The sequence below is a fragment of the Bradyrhizobium cenepequi genome (assembly GCF_020329485.1).
Lineage (GTDB): Bacteria > Pseudomonadota > Alphaproteobacteria > Rhizobiales > Xanthobacteraceae > Bradyrhizobium > Bradyrhizobium cenepequi.
The window spans coordinates 1-17,816 of record NZ_JAGKJI010000085.1 but is presented as its reverse complement, the minus strand read 5'-3'; the positions used below and the strand labels follow the sequence as shown (position 1 = coordinate 17,816).

Annotated in this window: 17 protein-coding genes; 4 read left to right on the top strand and 13 right to left on the bottom strand. The window is 61.3% G+C overall.

Features of this window, described 5'->3' with window-relative positions; genetic code table 11:
• A partial coding sequence (locus tag J6497_RS38735; protein ID WP_225709433.1) for a transposase occupies nucleotides 1-298 on the top strand: 298 nt, incomplete at its 5' end.
• A gap of 326 nt (nucleotides 299-624) precedes the next feature.
• Here the strand turns inward: J6497_RS38735 and merP are convergent.
• The 8 genes from merP to J6497_RS38695 all read right to left on the bottom strand — a co-directional run bounded on the left by merP (nucleotide 625) and on the right by J6497_RS38695 (nucleotide 6,780).
• A complete protein-coding gene (gene merP, locus J6497_RS38730) occupies nucleotides 625-906 on the bottom strand; it encodes a mercury resistance system periplasmic binding protein MerP (protein WP_225709432.1) in 282 nt (93 codons plus the stop codon).
• A gap of 11 nt (nucleotides 907-917) precedes the next feature.
• Nucleotides 918-1,259 carry a mercuric transporter MerT family protein gene (locus tag J6497_RS38725; protein ID WP_225709431.1) on the bottom strand — a complete coding sequence of 114 codons (342 nt, stop codon included), beginning with the start codon at nucleotides 1,257-1,259 and terminating at the stop codon, nucleotides 918-920.
• 46 nt (nucleotides 1,260-1,305) lie between these two features.
• The gene (locus J6497_RS38720; protein WP_225709430.1) at nucleotides 1,306-1,959 is read right to left on the bottom strand and encodes a cytochrome c biogenesis CcdA family protein; all 654 of its coding nucleotides are present in this window, start codon (nucleotides 1,957-1,959) and stop codon (nucleotides 1,306-1,308) included.
• 41 nt (nucleotides 1,960-2,000) lie between these two features.
• Nucleotides 2,001-2,261, bottom strand: a complete 261-nt coding sequence (locus J6497_RS38715; protein ID WP_225709429.1) for a thioredoxin family protein — start codon at nucleotides 2,259-2,261, stop codon at nucleotides 2,001-2,003.
• Nucleotides 2,262-2,264: 3 nt separating this feature from the next.
• On the bottom strand, nucleotides 2,265-2,684 hold the full coding sequence (locus tag J6497_RS38710; RefSeq protein WP_225709428.1) for a heavy metal-responsive transcriptional regulator: 420 nt from the start codon (nucleotides 2,682-2,684) through the stop codon (nucleotides 2,265-2,267).
• 89 nt (nucleotides 2,685-2,773) lie between these two features.
• A complete protein-coding gene (locus J6497_RS38705; protein WP_225709427.1) occupies nucleotides 2,774-4,033 on the bottom strand; it encodes an MFS transporter in 1,260 nt (419 codons plus the stop codon).
• Nucleotides 4,034-4,045: 12 nt separating this feature from the next.
• Nucleotides 4,046-6,499 (bottom strand): heavy metal translocating P-type ATPase, encoded by a 2,454-nt coding sequence (locus J6497_RS38700; protein WP_225709426.1) that lies wholly within the window; start codon nucleotides 6,497-6,499, stop codon nucleotides 4,046-4,048.
• A 44-nt stretch (nucleotides 6,500-6,543) separates the two neighbouring features.
• Nucleotides 6,544-6,780 (bottom strand): heavy-metal-associated domain-containing protein, encoded by a 237-nt coding sequence (locus tag J6497_RS38695; RefSeq protein ID WP_225709425.1) that lies wholly within the window; start codon nucleotides 6,778-6,780, stop codon nucleotides 6,544-6,546.
• Nucleotides 6,781-7,191: 411 nt separating this feature from the next.
• On the opposite strand from J6497_RS38695, the gene J6497_RS38690 reads away from it, so the two are divergent.
• Both J6497_RS38690 and J6497_RS38685 read left to right on the top strand, forming a co-directional pair.
• On the top strand, nucleotides 7,192-7,962 hold the full coding sequence (locus J6497_RS38690; protein ID WP_225709424.1) for a glutathione S-transferase family protein: 771 nt from the start codon (nucleotides 7,192-7,194) through the stop codon (nucleotides 7,960-7,962).
• A gap of 458 nt (nucleotides 7,963-8,420) precedes the next feature.
• Nucleotides 8,421-8,819 (top strand): EF-hand domain-containing protein, encoded by a 399-nt coding sequence (locus J6497_RS38685; protein ID WP_225709423.1) that lies wholly within the window; start codon nucleotides 8,421-8,423, stop codon nucleotides 8,817-8,819.
• A gap of 168 nt (nucleotides 8,820-8,987) precedes the next feature.
• On the opposite strand, the gene J6497_RS38680 is transcribed toward J6497_RS38685, so the two are convergent.
• The 4 genes from J6497_RS38680 to J6497_RS38665 all read right to left on the bottom strand — a co-directional run bounded on the left by J6497_RS38680 (nucleotide 8,988) and on the right by J6497_RS38665 (nucleotide 14,523).
• A complete protein-coding gene (locus J6497_RS38680) occupies nucleotides 8,988-12,179 on the bottom strand; it encodes an efflux RND transporter permease subunit (RefSeq protein ID WP_225709422.1) in 3,192 nt (1,063 codons plus the stop codon).
• On the bottom strand, nucleotides 12,176-13,645 hold the full coding sequence (locus J6497_RS38675; protein ID WP_225709421.1) for an efflux RND transporter periplasmic adaptor subunit: 1,470 nt from the start codon (nucleotides 13,643-13,645) through the stop codon (nucleotides 12,176-12,178). The genes J6497_RS38680 and J6497_RS38675 overlap by 4 nt, the downstream gene beginning before the upstream one ends.
• Nucleotides 13,642-14,049: a FixH family protein gene (locus J6497_RS38670; RefSeq protein WP_225709420.1), complete on the bottom strand. Its 408-nt coding sequence runs from the start codon at nucleotides 14,047-14,049 to the stop codon at nucleotides 13,642-13,644. Before J6497_RS38670 ends, J6497_RS38675 begins: the two co-directional genes overlap by 4 nt.
• Before the next feature lie 102 nt (nucleotides 14,050-14,151).
• Nucleotides 14,152-14,523, bottom strand: coding sequence for a hypothetical protein (locus tag J6497_RS38665; RefSeq protein WP_225709419.1), 372 nt, complete (start codon nucleotides 14,521-14,523; stop codon nucleotides 14,152-14,154).
• 584 nt (nucleotides 14,524-15,107) lie between these two features.
• Here J6497_RS38665 and J6497_RS38660 point away from each other — a divergent pair.
• Nucleotides 15,108-17,060 (top strand): heavy metal translocating P-type ATPase, encoded by a 1,953-nt coding sequence (locus J6497_RS38660; RefSeq protein WP_225709418.1) that lies wholly within the window; start codon nucleotides 15,108-15,110, stop codon nucleotides 17,058-17,060.
• A 481-nt stretch (nucleotides 17,061-17,541) separates the two neighbouring features.
• Here the strand turns inward: J6497_RS38660 and J6497_RS38655 are convergent.
• A partial coding sequence (locus J6497_RS38655) for a cupin domain-containing protein (RefSeq protein WP_225709417.1) occupies nucleotides 17,542-17,816 on the bottom strand: 275 nt, incomplete at its 5' end.

Genomic DNA, 17,816 nt, shown 5'->3' with positions numbered 1-17,816 from the left:
TGCCACCCATAAGACACCAGCCGTAAAGCGTTGGCTCAAGGCACACCCACGCTTCCATTTGCACTTCACGCCGACCTCGGCCTCTTGGCTCAACATGGTCGAGCGCTTCTTTGCCGAGATCACCCGAAACCGCATCCGCCGCGGCGCCTTCGAGAGCGTCGCCGAGCTCAAGCGTGCGATCATGGAATACCTGGAAAACCACAACGCCGCCCCAAAGCCCTTTATCTGGACCAAATCCGCGGGTGAAATCCTCGAAAAAGTCCCCCGCGCGAAACAAGCGTTAGAGTCACAACACTAGTCGCCTTTCGAGAGGCGGATTTGCCCGAATTGACCGAGCGTGTGTTCCCTGGAAAATGAGACTGCAGAACGTGCCCGACTTCCGCTCTTGGCCTGAGACATGCCGACCGCTATCAAGAATGTCCGCATTCGAGCGGAAAGCGGAAAACATGGGCTCACCTGAGTTCTTCTCAGTTTGACCCAAAGCTGACTCTGGATGCTCTTAGAGACTCAATCCGTGGAGCGATTTTCATCTTGGACCTCGAAACCCGCTGCGCATAATGGAGTAAACGGATACGGCATCGTCGCGTCACGGCACCAAATTTTATGGGCACACGGCCTAATCGCTCAGCCCTTCACTTCTGACGGAAACCCCGCCTTCGTGGCAGCGTTCGTCAGATCGTTGACGCTGGCCTTTGCATCGTCGAAGACGACGACCGCAGTCTTGTCTTTGAACGAGACGGTGACGTTCGATACGCCGGAGACATGTGTGAGCGTCTTCTTCACCATGTAGGGGCAAGCCTCGCAGTACATCCCGTCGGCGGCCAAAGTGACCGTACGCTCCGCGGCGAAAGCGGCCTGCAAAGACGCGAGGGCACCAACGACTAGTGAAATGAAAAGCTTTGACATGGGAGTCTCCATTACGTGTCGAGCAAGGAGATGAAGACCTTGAAGCCCAGCGCGAACGCGATGAGGACGGTCGACAAGACGAGTGCGCCTTTAACGAACCTACCCGCCGCCGAGGTCTTACAAGCTTGGTCGCGTGCACATGTGATACGGCCCGCGCGGTACACCAGCCAATAGCCAGAGCCGAGGCATGCGACCGCCGCAGAAATCAAATAGGGCTGAAACGGTGCAAGCCGCACGAGAGTGCCGATCCAGGCGCCGCTTGCTCCGAGTGTAAACAGAGCCAGGGGCAGCATACAACATGAGGATGCCGCAACCGCGGCAATGACACTTCCGACGGCGGCGCTGCGCGCCAAGGTTACGTCTCGCGACCGCCTGATCGATTGAGGCGCCATGATAGGCTCATACCGCCAATTCGGGGATCCAGATATAGACAGCGTTCAGCATGTAGAGCCCCATCACGATCAGCGTGAGGCCGCCGGCAATTTCGAACCCGCGTCGATATCGCGAAAGGGTCTTCAGATTTTCAAGCCAGCCTATTGCGAATGCGCCAAGCGCGATGGGGATTGCACGGCCGATGGCGAACGCCAATAGCAGGACGACACCAAGCGCCACCGAGCCGAGCCCGGCCGTAACACCAAGCAGCACGACCAGCGCCGGAGTGCAGACCGGACAGACGGCAACCGCGAACGGAATCCCGAGAAGAAAGGCGCCCCACGCAGCAGTCGGACGAGTCGCCTTGAAACCAAACGAAGGCAAGGGAAGGCGGAGCCAACCCGCCCACATGAGGCCAAGCACTATCAAGAGAGGCCCGAGAACAAGGCCCCATCCTCTTCCGGTAAGCTCAGCCGCCCACTTGCCGCCCAGGCCCGCCACGAAGCCGAGAACAACGTGGGTGAGGATCATGCCGAGGATAAACATCGAGCCGAACATCAGCGCCTGACCCTTATCCCGGCCTTTTGTCACGTAGGCGAGTGAGACAGGGATGGAAGCCAGAGCAACCGGATTGAAGCTGAACACAAGGCCGGCAACAAAAGCGACACCGATCGCGGCCAACCCCGCGTGCTGAAGTGTCGCCCGCAGAGCGTCCGGGTCCATCAGTTCCTCGCTCCGCTTCGTTCCGTCAGCGCTTTGCAGAGCTGGGCTTTGGTGGGCAACGAGGTAAACACGACCTCGCCATCGATCACGATAGCTGGCAAGGTGATGACGCCCAGCTCGACAGCGGTGTCCATGTTGTCGAGGACGTTAACGTTCCGCCACTCAAGGTCCCTGACTGCCTCCTGCGCTGCCGCGCGAAGCTCGGACTGCCGGTCCTCGCAGGCGGCGCAGCCAGGGCTATAGAACATCTCCACTTTCATGACTCACTGCATCCTTTTCGAGCCGTTTGCCCGCTCCAGCGCAGCGATGATCGTGCATTCCTTGACCGGCCGCTTCTCGTTCGCGCACTCGGAGATCAGTTGATCGAGGGCCTTCGACATCGCTTTCATTGCCCGTATCTTGCTTTCGATTTGCAGCTTCTTCTCGATGGCTCGCGTGCGAACGTCCCCGCAACAGGCCTTGTCACGACCGCGCACGTCGAGGAGATCCCGAATTTCCGCCAGCGTGAACCCGCACTGCTGGGCGTGCTTGATGAAGTGGATGCGACGGGCGGAATCTCGGTCGTACAACCGATAGCCCGCAGGGCTCTTGCCCGCCGGGCTGACCAGGCCTTCCGCTTCATAGTAGCGGAGGGTGTCGTTGCTGACGCTCGTCAGGCCAGCCAATTTGCCGATCGTGATCATGTTGTATCTCTTTGAGGCTAGTTTGAACCCAGGAGTATACTCCAGGGTCAATCTCCAGGGAGGCCTATTGGCCTTCCAAGCGCCAAGTATCAGGATCGTGAAATCGGCTGCGCGTGTGGAGTTTTGGGAGGTGGAACCGCTCGGGAGGGGGCCTCGGAACGGAACAAAGCAAAGGACAGCAGGGCGAGGCCCAATTCAACGACAGCGAATACTCCAAGCGCGAGCCCGAAGCCGAAACGAAGCAGCTCGCCGAAGATGAGGCTCCCGAGGCCGAAGCCGACGAACAGCGTGAAGACATTCAAGCCCATCGCCTGTCCGGCCCGTTTGCCGCCAAGCGATGTCACGATTCCCGCGAAGAGCGGCTGGGTCATGTCGTAGCCAAGCGACAGGACGATCGCGGCGACAGGCGCGAGGAGTGCGGGAAATCCGACGATGAGAGCCGCTGCCGAGAAGGCGCTGAGCAGGAGCCCGATGGGGAGCAATCGGGCACGACCCCAGCGGTCGGCAGCCCGGCCAATGACCGGCCCAAAGAGGAAGCCCGGTACACCGTAGCCCAGGAGCGCCAACCCGATTCCGACGGACCCGAGGCTATATCGCCGCTCGAAGTAAACGCCAAGCCACGTGAAGACGCCGGAGTGGAAGATGGAATTGACGAGGACATAGCCGTAGGTGCGCTGCCCGCGCGGCGTGCCGAGCAATTCCCGGTAGCCATTAAAGAGATCGCGCAACGTGCCCGTTACTCGCAAAGCCGTGTTGGCCATCACAGCTCGATAGGGCAGAAGGACTAGGAACAGCACCGCACCGGCCGCACCCACGACGAGGAACAGGCCTTGCCACCCCACGAAGGGTACGATCATCGCACCCAGCGGCGACCCGAACGCCATGCCGCCGGCCATTGCGCCAAACAGCCAGCCAAGTGGCCGGCCGCGCTGTTCGTAGGGATACAGCCGCCCCACTAGGGCCAGCGCAAGCGGAACGACGCCACTCGCACCGATCCCGGTCAGCAGCCGCCACATCGCAAGCTGCTCAATGGACTGGGCCGTCGCAGTCAGCATGGTGAGCACGGAGAAGGCAGCCAGCGACGCGAACATCACGCGAGGAATGCCGATCCGATCCGCGAGCACTCCATAAGCCAGGGTCGAGATGCCGTAGGGGATCAGATATGCCGGCACGATGAGACCGACCGTCTCGATCGACGTTCCGAACACCTTCGACAATGCCGGTATGATCGGCGCCACCATATAGGCTTGGAAGAAGATGATGAAGGTCGCTAAAGCGAGCGTCCGAAGCAGGCGCTCGCGCTGGGGCTCGTCGAGCGCGCTCGACGCCGTTCGCTGAAGTCCTGTCATGTGATTTCCTTCTCAGACGGCCGGCATTGAGGCGGGCACGATCGGCCGCCCGACGCTGCGGATTGCATCAAAGAACAGCCGCGGCGTTCCCCAGAGTGAGTTGAAGAAGATGCCGGTGACACTGACCGCCATCGCTACCATCGCCCACACGGGGTGGATCAGACCTGTCGCCGCGATCGGGATGCCAAGACCATTGAAGAGGAAGGCAAGCGCGACGTTCTGGACCATCTTGCGGTAGCTGCGGCTGCTGATTTCGCGGGCAGCCGGCAGCGCTTCCAGGCGATTCGACAGGATGATGATATCGGCGGATTCGATTGCAATGTCGGTTCCGCCGCCCATTGCGATACCCACGTCGGCCTGCATGAGCGCGGGAGCATCGTTGATGCCATCGCCGACCATGGCAACCCGACCTGTGCCTTGAAGCTCGCGGACGATCGCGGCCTTGTCCTGCGGCAATATGCCGGCGTGGATCTGATCGATGCCGACCTCGCGAGCGACACATTGCGCCGCGCGCTCACTGTCGCCGGTCACGAGTGCGGTCCTGAGGCCCGCACGATGCAGGCTGCGGATGGCCTCGACGGCATCGGCTCGGAGGGGGTCACCGAGCGCAATGATGCCCAAGGCCCGTCCGTCTCGCGCTACGCCGACCACCGTCAATCCGGCGGCCTCAAGAGCCTCGACGCGGGTACGCAGCTGGCTGAGATCGACCTCTTGTTCCGTGAGGAAACGCGGGTTGCCCACCGTAACCTCGCGTCCGCCGATCCGGGCAGTGACGCCTTTGCCCGGCAAGGCCTCGAAGCTTTCGACGGCCGGGGGTGTCACGCCGCGCTCAAAAGCAGCCGCTACCACAGCTTGCGCGAGCGGATGCTCTGAAGAGGCCTCCGAGGCGGCTGCCAGGGCGAGCAGTTCGGATTCGGCCAAGCCAAGGGCCGTCACCTCTCGCACGACCGGCCGTCCTTCGGTCAACGTACCGGTCTTGTCGAGTACGATCTGCTGCACAAGGCGGAACCCCTGGAACGCCTCGCCGGTACGCATCAGGATGCCGCGTTCCGCAGCCTGACCGGCGCCTCGCACGATCGAGAGCGGCGCCGAGATGCCGATCGCGCAGGGATAGCCCATCACCAGCACGCTTAGACCGGCAAAGACTGCCCGCTCGATGTCGGGCTGACCGCTGCTCACCCAGCTGCCGACTAGCCAGCCGATCACCGCAAGTGCCGCCACGATGAGAACGGTGGGCGTGTAAACGCGCAGGACTCGGTCAACGAGATGCAGGATGCCGGGCTTCAGCGCCCGTGCGTCTTCAACCTGCCGGATCACTTGACTGAGGAAGCTACCCTCGCCAACAGCCGCGATCTTCACCAACAGCGTGCCGGTGCCATTGATCGAGCCGCCGATCACGGTAGCGCCTTCCGTCTTTTCGATCGGGATCGACTCGCCGGTCACCAGCGATTGGTCAACGCCGGAATGGCCGCTGACCACGACGCCGTCGCCAGGAATACGCTCGCCGGGCCGAACACGCACGAGATCGCCGATGCGTACCTCCTTGATCGGCAATTCGATCTCTTTGTCGTTGCGCACGACGCGAGCGGTCTCCGGCTGCAGATCAAGGAGCTGCTTGACGGCTTGAGAACTGCGCGTCTTCACGATGAGCGAGAGCCATTCCGAAAAGATGTGATAGGTGCCGACCATCACCGAGACGGCAAAGAAGGGCGCGGTCGGGTAGTCCGGCCGGTTGAGCACAAGGCCGATGATGCCGCCCGCAATGCCGGCGAACGCGCCCGTCTCAAGCAGCACATGCTGGTTGAGAATCCCGCGCCGGAGCGCCTGAACGGCCATGTGAAGAATGTGCCTGCCGACCCCGAAGACGAGCGCCAAGGCGAGGGCGCCGGTCAACCAGGGAGCAGCGGTGACGAGATATCCCTGCAAGTTGAGATACAGCAGCGTCAACGCCATCACCGTCAGGCCGATGAAGCTCGCTGTCGCGACCCAGAAACCGGTCGATCTCAGGACCAGAAAGACAAAAGCGCCGAGGCTCAGGCACACCAGTGCCGGAAGAAAGCCGATCCAGCCGACGGACGGATCTGCAATGATCGGAATGGACGCGACGCTCAGGACCACAGCAACAACGAAGCGTCTTGCCTCGTTCACAAGATCCCGCTCTTCCTCCTCGTATGGCCTGAGCTTGCGGGGATCGGAGATGGTGTACCCGATGTCGCGCAGCGTCCGAAGAAACACCTCCGGGCGCACAACCGAGGGATCGTATTCGACCAGCGCCTGTTCATGGGTCAAGCTCACGGCCACCTTGTCGACGCCGGGCAACCGCCCGAGCGCCTTCTCAATAGTGCTGGTGCAAAGCGAGCAATGCAGGCCGCCGATGCGAGCACGAATCTTGCGGCGATTTGGCCTCACCGAGGGCTCCTCACTCCATGGCGTGAAGGTGAAAGCAGTTCCGGTTGCGACAGTCATTCCAAGCTCCATTTGTGCTCGCCCATACTTACGTCGGAGGCCGGTCAGCGGGGGCTTCCGTCGGCTGTCTCGCGGGATACAACCCGAAATCGCTTCCCTTGGATCACGTCTACAAGCCGGTCTTCCTGAACGGCTTGGGGATCAAAAAGGACTCGCGCCTGACAGTCGGCGAACGAGACCCATGCCATGCGAACGCCTAGTTCCTTTTCAATGAGGGTCTTAATAGTGTTCGCACATGCTTCGCAGTTCATGCCATCGATTTTGAAGATCGTTGTTTTCATCGAAGTTCCTCTGGATCGCCTTGGGGTTGCCTTGGCCGCTTTTTGGCGTGAGCACGAGAGTAGCCCCTGGACCTAGCTCCAAGGTCAAGTGCAAGCACCGACCACGGCTATGGATCGGAAATCCGCTCGCTATCTTTGCGATTGGAGGGCTGACCGGTCGGGTTATCGTGGTGCTTGCGACACCGGACGAAATTACGTCGCTATCTGCAGGACGGGCTGCATCGTCATCTGGCTTTGCGAATGACCGCAATTGGCCCGACTGCGAAGCGCGGGCGGACTCCGAAGTGGTCGGCTTATCGAGGTAGACCGGAAGTGACTGGCCGACCTCGCAAATGGCGTTGTTGACCCATAGGCGACATCAATGTTGCCGCTGTGACAGCCCTCACAATTTGTGAAATCGGGATGTAACCTTTGGCTTCCACGCTGGGGTTGGGCTTAGCCAGCTCAAGTGCCGATCACAAAACATGTGGCGAGAATTTTGCGATGAAATTTAAGCTCTACCACTGTCCTGGGACGCGCAGCGCGCGCGTGAAATGGCTCCTGCACGAGCTCATCGGTGACGCGTTTGAGGTTGAAATCGTCCCCTTACTCGAGGCTGTCCAATATACGCCGGACTTTCTAAGTAAGAACCCAAACCACGGCGTCCCCGTCCTGGAAATCACGGCGCAGGACGGCAACTCCATGCATATGATCGAAAGTGGAGCGATGATCGCACTCCTGGCTGATAGTTTTCCTGAGAAGTGTCTGGCGCCGTGCCCCGATCATCTTTCCCTTCAGCGTGCCGACTATCTACAAATGTTGCATTTCGGCGCCTCATGGATGGACATGGTCCTATGGCAGATTCGTGTTCACGAGCACATTCTCCCGTCTTCGGACCGTGATCCGTTGACCGTGAGACGATACCGCAGAAAATTCGCGAACGAGATAGAGCCGCAACTCCACGCGCGGCTGGCAACAACGCGATTTATCTGCGGCGACACGTTCTCTGCTGCCGATTGTGTCATCGGACAAAACGTGCGTTGGGCGCGGGCCTACCATCTCTGCGCTCATGACGTGTTCACACGGTATCTTTCACGATTGTCTGAGCGCCCCGCATATGCCCAGGCGTTTTCCGACATGACTAGAACGGCAGGTCCGGAGATTCCCGAGGACAGTCCGGCCGTCGCTCTATTCACGGGGTGAGCAGCCCGGCTTGCCGTCCTTGCCCGCCGACCTGCCGGTACTGCAGTCAACCAAATTCGAATTTGTCATCAACCTTTAGACGGCGCAAGAACTCGGCGTTGAGGTGCCGCAAACGCTTCTGATCGCCGCCGACGAGGTGATTGAATAACGGCTTTTTTTGTTGCACCGCATGAGTCCCGAAGTGGCCCCAAGCTGCTGACCCGTCATGTCCGCTAGATGTCCGCTCCTTGGGGGTTAAGCGGACTCGATATGCTCAACCTGAGTTCTTCCGGGGGTGACCCAAAGCGGCCCTGCACGCGGTTGCAGCGCGTGCGGTCTCCGTCTTGGTCCCCCGGAGCCGAAGCCTAGCGATCTCCATGGTCGATTGGCTTAGCGCCTGACTTGGGGAGAAGTGATAGGATCAATATCGCTCGGGCGGGATTTACCGGCCGGTGGTGACGCTTCTGAGGAGGTTTCAAATGTACAGTCGCATCTTGGGACTCATGACGTCTGCTCTCATTCTGGCCTACGGCACTGTCGGTGCCTTTGCACAGAACCAAATGACAACCCAACCAGATCAGCAACAAATGCAATCGCACCCCATGGGCCAGGAAGGCGGGGGCACGATGGGGCACGGAGGCATGATGGGGAGCGGCGCGATGGGACATATGATGGGGCGCGGCATGGGTGGAGGCGTGATGGGACCACCTGTTATGATGCGTATGATGTTCGCTCTGACGGACGCCGACGGCGATGGCACCGTCTCATTGCAGGAATTTCAGGCAGCTCACGAACGAATATTTAGGGCAATGGACAGCAATAAAGACGGCAAGCTTACGCTGGAGGAGATGCAAGCGTTTATCCACGGAACCAGGTGATCGGTTTCCCGGCAGTCTGACGAGTAAGCAGAACGGCTGTCTCGTGTACGCTACTCCCCGGACGAATAGCCCGAACTGGCTCATGATCTCCGGCCGGCATCAGGAAACATCGCCTGTTTGCGGCCGTGCAAGCATTATTTCGGGGGCTTGGCGCGAGCACGCCTCAATTCATTCGGCAAGCTCCGGAACCCGCAGTTTCCTGGCCAGCTTGCCTGACTTTGCCGGCCGTTCATGCTCGCCGTCGCAGCCGCGTGGCAAGGTGAAACCCTTGATCAGCCCGAAGATTGCCGGAATGACGATCAGCGTCAGCAACGTTGAGGAGACCATCCCACCGATCATCGGTACTGCAATGCGCTGCATGATCTCGGATCCCGTTCCCGTGCTCCACATGATCGGCAGCAGGCCGGCCATGATGGCGACTACCGTCATCATTTTTGGCCGCACCCGCTCCACCGCGCCTTCCATGATAGCGTCGTAGAGGTCATGTCGGGTCAAAGGCCGGCCTTCGATCCCGCGAAGCAGCTTGATCTGGTCGAGCGCCTGATTGAGGTAGATCAGCATCACCACGCCGGTTTCGGCCGCGACGCCGGCGAGCGCAATGAAACCGACGGCGACGGCGACCGAGAGGTTGAACCCGAGCCACCACATCAGCCACAGCCCGCCCACCAGCGCAAACGGCAGCGACAGCATCACGATCATCGTCTCCGTGATCGATCGGAAGTTGAGGTAGAGCAGCAGGAAGATGATCAGCAGCGTGACCGGCACGACGATCTTGAGTCGCGCGGTCGCGCGTTCGAGATATTCGTACTGACCACTCCACACTACGTAATAGCCGGGCGGGAACTGGATGCTGGCCTGCACCGCCTTCTGCGCGTCCGCGACGTAACCGCCGAGATCGCGGTCGCGGATGTCGACATAGATGTAGGTCGCGAGTTGCCCGTTTTCGGTCCGGATCGATGTCGGCCCGCGCGCGAGTTCGACCTTGGCGACCTCGCCAAGAGGCACGGCACCACCGGCCGGCATTGGGACCAGGATGTCGCTGGCGATCGCGCTCGGATTGTCGCGCAGATCGCGCGGATAGCGCATGTTGACCGTGAAGCGCTGCCGGCCCTCCACGGTCGTCGTCACGGTCTGGCCGCCGAGCGCAGTCGCGATCGTGTCCTGCACGTTCTGAACCATGATGCCGTAGCGGGCGAGCGCGGCGCGGTCTGGCGTGATGTCGAGATAGTAGCCGCCAAGTGTGCGCTCGGCATAGGCGGACGACGTGCCCGGCACCGCCTTCACCACTTGCTCGATCTGCCTGGCGAGCTTGTCGATCTCGATCAGATCGGTGCCGATGACCTTGACGCCGACCGGCGTGCGGATGCCGGTCGAGAGCATGTCGATGCGCGCCTTGATCGGCATGGTCCAGGCGTTGGAGACGCCTGGGATTTGCAGTGCCTTGTCCATCTCGGCGGTCAGGCTGTCGATGGTGACGCCCTGACGCCACTGCTCCTTCGGCTTCAGGTTGACGACGGTCTCGAACATCTCCGACGGCGCCGGATCGGTCGCGGTCGCGGCGCGGCCCGCCTTGCCATAGACAGAAGCCACTTCCGGAAACGAGCGGATGATCCGGTCCTGCATCTGCATCAGCTCGGCCGCTTTGGTCACCGAAATGCCGGGCAAGGTCGTCGGCATGTACAGCAGCGTGCCTTCGTTGAGGTTCGGCATGAACTCGCTGCCGAGCTGCCGCGCCGGCCAGATCGTGACAGCCAATACCGCGAGCGACAGCAGGACCACCAGCGTCTTGGCGCGCAGCACCGCCTTGATCACCGGCCGGTAAAGCCAGATCAGGAAGCGGTTGATCGGATTCTTATGCTCCGGGATAATCCTGCCGCGGACAAAGACCACCATTAGCGCCGGCACCAGGGTAACGGAAAGAAGAGCGGCCGCCGCCATTGAGAAGGTCTTGGTGAAGGCTAGCGGGCTGAACAGTCGGCCTTCCTGTGATTCCAGCGTAAAGATCGGCATGAACGAGACGGTGATGATCAGGAGGCTGAAGAACAGTGCTGGCCCGACTTGAGAAGCGGCCTCGATCAAGATCGTCACGCGCGACTGGCCGATATTGGCCCGTTCGAGATGCTTGTGCGCATTCTCGATCATGACGATGGCGGCATCGACCATGGCGCCGATGGCAATCGCGATGCCGCCGAGGCTCATGATGTTGGAGCCGAGCCCGAGCAGCTTCATCGCGCCGAAGGCCATTAGCACGCCCACTGGCAACATCAGGATCGCCACCATCGCGCTGCGCACATGCAGCAGGAACACGACGCAGACCAACGCGACGACGATGCTCTCCTCGACCAGCGTATGCTTGAGCGTATCGATCGCCGCGTAAATCAGGTTGGAGCGGTCGTAGACCGGCACGATCTCGACTGATTTCGGCAGGCTGGTCGCAATCTCCTTGAATCGCTTCTTGACATTGTTGATGACGTCGAGCGCATTGACACCGAAGCGCTGCAACACGATGCCGCTGGTGACTTCGCCCTCGCCATTCAACTCGGTGATCCCGCGCCGCTCGTCGGGGCCCAGCTCGACCCGCGCGACATCACGGAGCAGCACCGGCGTGCCGTTGTTGGTCTTCAGGACGATATTGCCGAGATCGTTGATGTTTTTCAGGTAACCCCTGCCGCGGATGACGTATTCGAACTCGGACAGTTCGACGGTTCGCCCACCGACGTCGGCATTGCTGGCGCGGATCGCGTCGCGCATCTTGTCCATGGTGATGCCGAGGTCGCGCATACGCTGCGGATCGAGGATGACGTTGTACTGCTTGACGAAGCCGCCGACGCCGGCGACTTCCGCCACGCCCTCCGCTTTCGCCAGCGCAAATTTCAGATTCCAGTCCTGGATCGTCCGCGTTTCCGCGAGATTCAACTCCTTCGACATGACCGCATATTGATAGACCCAGCCCACGCCGGTCGCGTCAGGCCCGATGGTCGGCGTCACGCCGGCGGGCAGCCTGGAGGCAGCACCGTTGAGGAACTCGAGCACGCGGGACCGCGCCCAATAGATGTCGGTGCCGTCCTCGAAAATGACGTAGACGAAAGAGACGCCGAAGAAGGAGAAGCCGCGCACGACTTTCGACTTCGGGACGGTGAGCATGGCCGTGGTCAGGGGATAAGTGACCTGGTCCTCGATCACCTGCGGCGCCTGCCCGGGATAATCGGTGTAGACGATCACTTGGGTGTCGGAGAGATCTGGGATCGCGTCGAGCGGCAGATGCACGAGTGCGTAGATTCCCGCCGCTGCCGCAAAGCCGGTGCCGAAGAACACCAGCAGCAGGTTGCGCGCGGACCAGGTGATGAGACGAGCGATCATGGACGGTCTCCCATGCTCATTTCGCTGCCAGAGGCCTCCGGCGTCTGCGACGCGCCGGCCTCGGCAAAGCCTTTCAGAGCGGCCTTCAGGTTGCTTTCGGCGTCGATCAGGAAGTTGGCGGACGTGACGACCGCATCGCCCTTGGCAATCCCGTCGCGAATCTCGACATAGCCAGCGCCGCGTCGTCCGAGCTTGACCTCGCGAGGCTCAAAACGCCCCTGTCCCCTGTCGACCAGGATCGCCTGGCGGCTGCCGGTGTCGAGCACGGAGCTCTCGGCGACCGCGAGAACCGGCACCTGGCTGCCAGTGGCGACCTCGGCATCGACATACATGTCAGGCAGCAGAGCGAAATCCGCATTCGGCAATTCGATACGGACGCGTGCGGTGCGCGTATCCCGGTTCACCTGCGGATAAATCACGCTGATCTTGCCCTCGAACTGGCGGCCCGGATAGCTGCGAGCCCGCACCGTCACAGGCTGGCCGATGGCGATGCTCCCGAGATCTCGTTCCGCCACGTCGACCAATGCCCACACCAGTGAGACGTCGGCGATGCGGAACAGCACGTCGCCGGGCTGGGCGCGCATGCCCTCGATGGCGTTGCGTTCGAGCACGATACCGTCGCGGGGAGCCGACCAATCAATGATCATGGGCACGGTACGGCTCTTCTCCATCGCGACGATGACCGGCTCCGGTACATCGAGGTTCATGAGCCGCTGGCGAGAGCCGCGCCCGTACAGCCCGACACCTCCGGTGACAGGCGAATTGATCGTCGAGATATATTCAGCCGCTGCCGATGCGACGGACGGGCTGTAGATCTCCATCAAGGGCTGGCCTTTCACCACGCGACTGCCCGTCGTGACGTCGGCGACTTTTTGCAAATAGCTCTCGGACCGCATCGCGATTACCGACACGCGACGCTCGTCGAACTGGATGGTGCCGGGCGCACGAACCAGGGTTCGGATCCTGCGCAGCTCTGCGGGCTCGGACTTGACCCCGGTCCGCTGGATCTTGCCGGGTGACAGCTTCACTGAACCGTCGTCGCTGTCATCGCCCTCGTAAACGGGAATGTAGTCCATCCCCATCGAGTCCTTCTTGGGCACTGGCGACGTATCCGGCAGGCCCATCGGGTTGCGGTAGTATTTGATCTTGCGCGGGCCGTTGCCGTCGGCGGCCTTTACCTCTGCTGCTACCGAAGGCGGCTGCTCTTTATCGTCGAAGCTGACGTCGGCGCCTGCAGGCACGCCGCGATAGTCGCGCCCGTCGGCAGTCTTCCGCGGCGCCAGCGAGTAGAAGGGCTTGCCGTCCGGATCCTGGAAATAGATCGGCGCGCAGCCATCTGCTGCAGCCGCGGCGGATATGACGGGGCCTTCAATCGGCCGCAGTCGCGGGCCAACGTCGGCAATGAAAGTGGCGCCTGCCGCCGCGACGATCGCAGCGGCAGCGCCGGCCAGGCCTAGCCGGTTCATTTCTCAGCCGTGACGACGAGCTTGTTTTCGACCGTGCCGGTCTCGCCCTGCACCTTGGCGCCGAGCGAAAGCTGCCAGCGTCCGGCCATGCTGAAGGTGGCCTTGAACCGATAGGTCCCCGGCTCCGTGCCCGGCATCGGCGTCACCTTCGTGACCATCTCCTGCATCCCGTCGGGCGCCATGTCGAGCCGGGAGGCGAAGATCACCGCATCAGGAACGGCCTTTCCGGTGGTCTTGTCGACCAGCCGGACCGTGACGATACGGTCGCCACCGGCCTGCACGGTCGGCTGCATGAGCTGGAATTCGTAGTTCTTGATTTCGGCATGGGCCGTCAGGGGTGCGCCCGCAAAGGCAGCACCGATTAGCGCGGTCCGCATGACACGCGCAACGATGAGAGTCTTCATGATGTTCTTTCCTTGATACGTCTGATTGAACCGCAAAGGCGGCATGCGACAGCGCGTGCGCCGATCGGCGCACACGTCAGCGATCAGGCGCTGGCGCGCCCGTCAGACGTTGAATCGAGGGGGACGTTCGGGAGGCGGTTGGGCGAGACCCGCCGGCACGAACTCGCTCGCCGGAGCAATCCGGACAATCAAGACGGGGACTTCCACAATCGCGCTGACGTGATCTGGCCCGGAAAGCTTGATCATGCAATTCGAAAAGGCACACTTGTCGCAGTCGAACCGCATCGGAGCCTGTTTCTTTGGACTGCAGGGCATGCTGTCTGCCATTTGCATGCCATCATCATCGCCCGCTGGCGTCATGGTCGCGGTAAGAGCAGAAGGCGCGGCCGCCATCAACGGCACAGCCGGTCCAATCACGACCCCCACCGCAATCCCCAGCGCCAAAAGCCAGCGCATGACAGCCCGAAGTTTCATGACCGCAAAAATCCCACAAGCGGGGTGGATTGAGAAGGCCCTTGATCCTCAATTCGCAGCCAGCCTGCGGGGCGGTTACATCACACCCTTGTGAGGATCGACGCGCCATTCTCGCCTTTACGTCGACGACAAAGTTTCTTTCAAGCGATCTTTTCGGAACGGCAAATCCGCGACGACCTGCGATCTTGCGCTACACCTCGTCGAGCGCTGGCTTCCTGATTTCCGGGGGGCCCGGGTTACCCCTTTGATGGGGCCCCTCCAATCGATTCTCGGGATCGCGGTGGCCAGTATGTCCTTTGCGGCGATTTTCTCAGTATTGCGGAATTGAAGCCGCGACGTATCGACTTGCGGCGGCCTTCACCGCAACATTGCGGTTTGTTCTCGATAGCGTTCCGTGTTCACCCGCGGCGAGGAGAGCGACAATGAAGTCTGCACATCGGCACGAAGGTCATGGACCAATGCCTCATGCGAATATGGGCCATATGAGCCCCGTCGCTCACCATCACATGGATATGGATCATGGCCATGTCGGAAACGGCCATGCGTCGATGGTTACAGTTTTCCGGAATCGATTCTGGGTCTCAATGATCCTCACCGTTCCGATCCTCGCTTTGTCGCCGCTCGTGCAGGATTTGCCCGGCTTGCGCGAGCGGCTTGCCTTTAGCGGAGAATCTTACCTCCTGTTTGGTCTTTCTGCGGTAGTCTATCTTTACTGCGGCTGGCCTTTCCTCAAGGGAATCCACGACGAACTCGCGGCGCGCCAGCCCGGCATGATGACGCTAATTGCGGTCGCCATTTCGACAGCCTTTTTCTATTCGAGCGCGGTGGTCTTCGGTCTCCCTGGCACGATGTTCTTCTGGGAGCTAGCGACGCTGGTCGATGTCATGCTCCTTGGACATTGGCTTGAGATGAAATCCGTCATGGGAGCCTCACGCGCCTTGGAGGCGCTGGTTCAACTTCTCCCGGCGACCGCGCACCGGCTCAAATCCAATGATGATGCCGAAGATGTCCCAATCGCCGAATTGCGGCCGGGCGACCGCGTTTTGGTCAAGCCTGGCGAGAGGGTGCCGATCGATGGCGTGATCACCAAGGGTTACTCTAGCTTCAACGAATCGATGCTGACCGGGGAGTCGCGGCCTGTCGAAAAGACTGAGGGCCAAGAGGCTGTCGGAGGGGCGGTGAACGGTGAGGGCGCCGTGACCGTTGTGGTGCGCAAGACCGGGGATCAGACATATCTGGCCCAGGTTATCGCGCTGGTCCAACAGGCACAGGAGACGCGCTCGCGGACCCAGGACTTGGCCAATCGCGCCGCCTTGTGGCTGACCTACATCGCTCTATCCGTCGGCGGCGCAACCCTCGTGGCGTGGCTCGGCGTTGGCTTCGGCTTTGACTACGCGATTGAGCGGATGGCGACTGTCATGGTCATCGCCTGTCCGCACGCGCTCGGTCTCGCGGTGCCTCTGGTCGTTGCAGTGAGCACGCGGCTTACGGCGCAGAGTGGCCTTCTTATCCGGGACCGCGCGGCCTTCGAACGCGCCCACAATCTGGGTGCCGCGCTGTTCGACAAGACTGGAACCTTGACGGAAGGCCGGTTTGGCATTGTCGAAGTCGTCACACTGTCCGATTTATCCGAGAGCGAGATAGTTGCTTGGGCTGCAGGCCTTGAAAGTCAATCGGAGCATCCGATTGCGCAGGGCATCATGCGGAGTGCCAAGAAGCGCAGCCTCACGCCGAAGCCGGTCCGGGATTTCAAAAACCTGCCAGGCCAAGGTGCTGAGGCCGTGATAGAAGGGCATAGCGTCAGAGTCGTGCGTCCCGACTATGTCCGCAAGCGAGGGCTGGACGCGCGAAACGAGCGTATCGAGGAGCTGGGCGACGAAGGAAATACCGTCGTATACCTGCTGATCGATGACAGGCCTGTCGGCGCGATCGCGCTTGCCGACGTCATTCGCAAAGAGTCGTTCGATGCAATCGCACGCCTCAAAGCTATGGGTATCCGCTGCCTGATGATCACCGGCGACGCCACGGCGGTTGCCAAGTCGGTCGCCGCACGACTTGGCCTTGACGATTACTTCGCTGAGGTCTTGCCGCACCAAAAGCTTGAGAAAGTCCGCGAGGTGAAGGCGCGCGGCGTCACAGTTGCGATGATCGGCGATGGTGTCAATGACGCACCAGCCTTGGTCGAGTCTGATCTCGGCATTGCGATTGGCGCCGGAACCGAAGTCGCGGTTGAGTCAGCCGATGTCGTGCTGGTGCGCAGCGATCCCCGCGACGTTGTCGCCATCGTGGCGCTGTCGCGGGCGACTTATAGAAAGATAGTTCAAAATCTCTTGTGGGCGACGGGCTACAACATTGTCGCGATTCCGTTGGCCGCCGGCGTGGCCTATCCATGGGGGATCGTCATAAGTCCGGCCGTCGGCGCCGCCCTGATGTCGGCAAGCACGATCATCGTCGCCATCAACGCGCAGTTGCTCACGCGTGCCCGAATCTTGGTTGCGAGCGCCGGCAGTAGTACTGCGACACAACCACGAAAGTAGCTAAGTGCCGAGATAGGGCCGCAGGTAGACGAGGGTCGCGCCTGCGGCCTCGATCGCCTGACGCGCGCCGGCGACTTTGTGTGCGGCAGGCCAGGATCTATCGCGATACATTGGCGGAGGCTATCGGCGAACTCGGGAACGGTCCCGATGGGCCTCGGATCAAGGCCACGCGACGAGAGGATGCCGGGCCTTGATGGTCTTCGAATCGGACACTGTTTGCTGCGGCGCATGAGTCCGGAATTGGCCCGTTTGAGACGTGCCGCGATGTCCGCCGTTCGGTCGCTATCGGGGGCAAACCGGACATAGCGCTGACATGGCAAAATCGACGTGATTGACCCAAGGCGGAAATATGCGCTGGTTGGTCTGAAGCTGGAAGGCTGTTACGCGCACCTGGCCGGCGCGTGCAATCGATCATCTGGCGCGGTCCCGAGCGCCAGCGTGGGCGCACGGTCACGAATGCCACGCGCCGTGGTCCTCGGCCCTAAGGGAACGTCACGCCGAAAGCAGCCGGATCAGGCTTCTCGCCTTTCCGGGGCACCAACAAGCGCTCCAGCCCACCCGGCACGTAGGTGGCCAGCAGGGTCGCTTGGTCGCCGACCACTTCGATCGTATGCGGCACCCCACGGGGAAGAGCCGCGTAGGAGCCTGCCCCCACCTCAACGCGGGAATCGCCGACCCGCGCGATTAGCCGCCCCTCAACCACGTAGACTAGCTCGTCCTCGCGCGAGTGAATGTGCATCGGAGGCTCCTCCCCAG

What these genes read in the sequence shown, in the direction of transcription:
- merP (WP_225709432.1), bottom strand. Translation starts at nt 906, where the DNA reads ATGTCAAAGCTTTTCATTTCACTAGTCGTTGGTGCCCTCGCGTCTTTG.
- J6497_RS38715 (WP_225709429.1), bottom strand. Translation starts at nt 2,261, where the DNA reads ATGAAAGTGGAGATGTTCTATAGCCCTGGCTGCGCCGCCTGCGAGGAC.
- J6497_RS38710 (WP_225709428.1), bottom strand. Translation starts at nt 2,684, where the DNA reads ATGATCACGATCGGCAAATTGGCTGGCCTGACGAGCGTCAGCAACGAC.
- J6497_RS38705 (WP_225709427.1), bottom strand. Translation starts at nt 4,033, where the DNA reads ATGACAGGACTTCAGCGAACGGCGTCGAGCGCGCTCGACGAGCCCCAG.
- J6497_RS38700 (WP_225709426.1), bottom strand. Translation starts at nt 6,499, where the DNA reads ATGACTGTCGCAACCGGAACTGCTTTCACCTTCACGCCATGGAGTGAG.
- J6497_RS38695 (WP_225709425.1), bottom strand. Translation starts at nt 6,780, where the DNA reads ATGAAAACAACGATCTTCAAAATCGATGGCATGAACTGCGAAGCATGT.
- J6497_RS38685 (WP_225709423.1), top strand. Translation starts at nt 8,421, where the DNA reads ATGTACAGTCGCATCTTGGGACTCATGACGTCTGCTCTCATTCTGGCC.
- J6497_RS38680 (WP_225709422.1), bottom strand. Translation starts at nt 12,179, where the DNA reads ATGATCGCTCGTCTCATCACCTGGTCCGCGCGCAACCTGCTGCTGGTG.
- J6497_RS38675 (WP_225709421.1), bottom strand. Translation starts at nt 13,645, where the DNA reads ATGAACCGGCTAGGCCTGGCCGGCGCTGCCGCTGCGATCGTCGCGGCG.
- J6497_RS38670 (WP_225709420.1), bottom strand. Translation starts at nt 14,049, where the DNA reads ATGAAGACTCTCATCGTTGCGCGTGTCATGCGGACCGCGCTAATCGGT.
- J6497_RS38665 (WP_225709419.1), bottom strand. Translation starts at nt 14,523, where the DNA reads ATGAAACTTCGGGCTGTCATGCGCTGGCTTTTGGCGCTGGGGATTGCG.
- J6497_RS38660 (WP_225709418.1), top strand. Translation starts at nt 15,108, where the DNA reads ATGATCCTCACCGTTCCGATCCTCGCTTTGTCGCCGCTCGTGCAGGAT.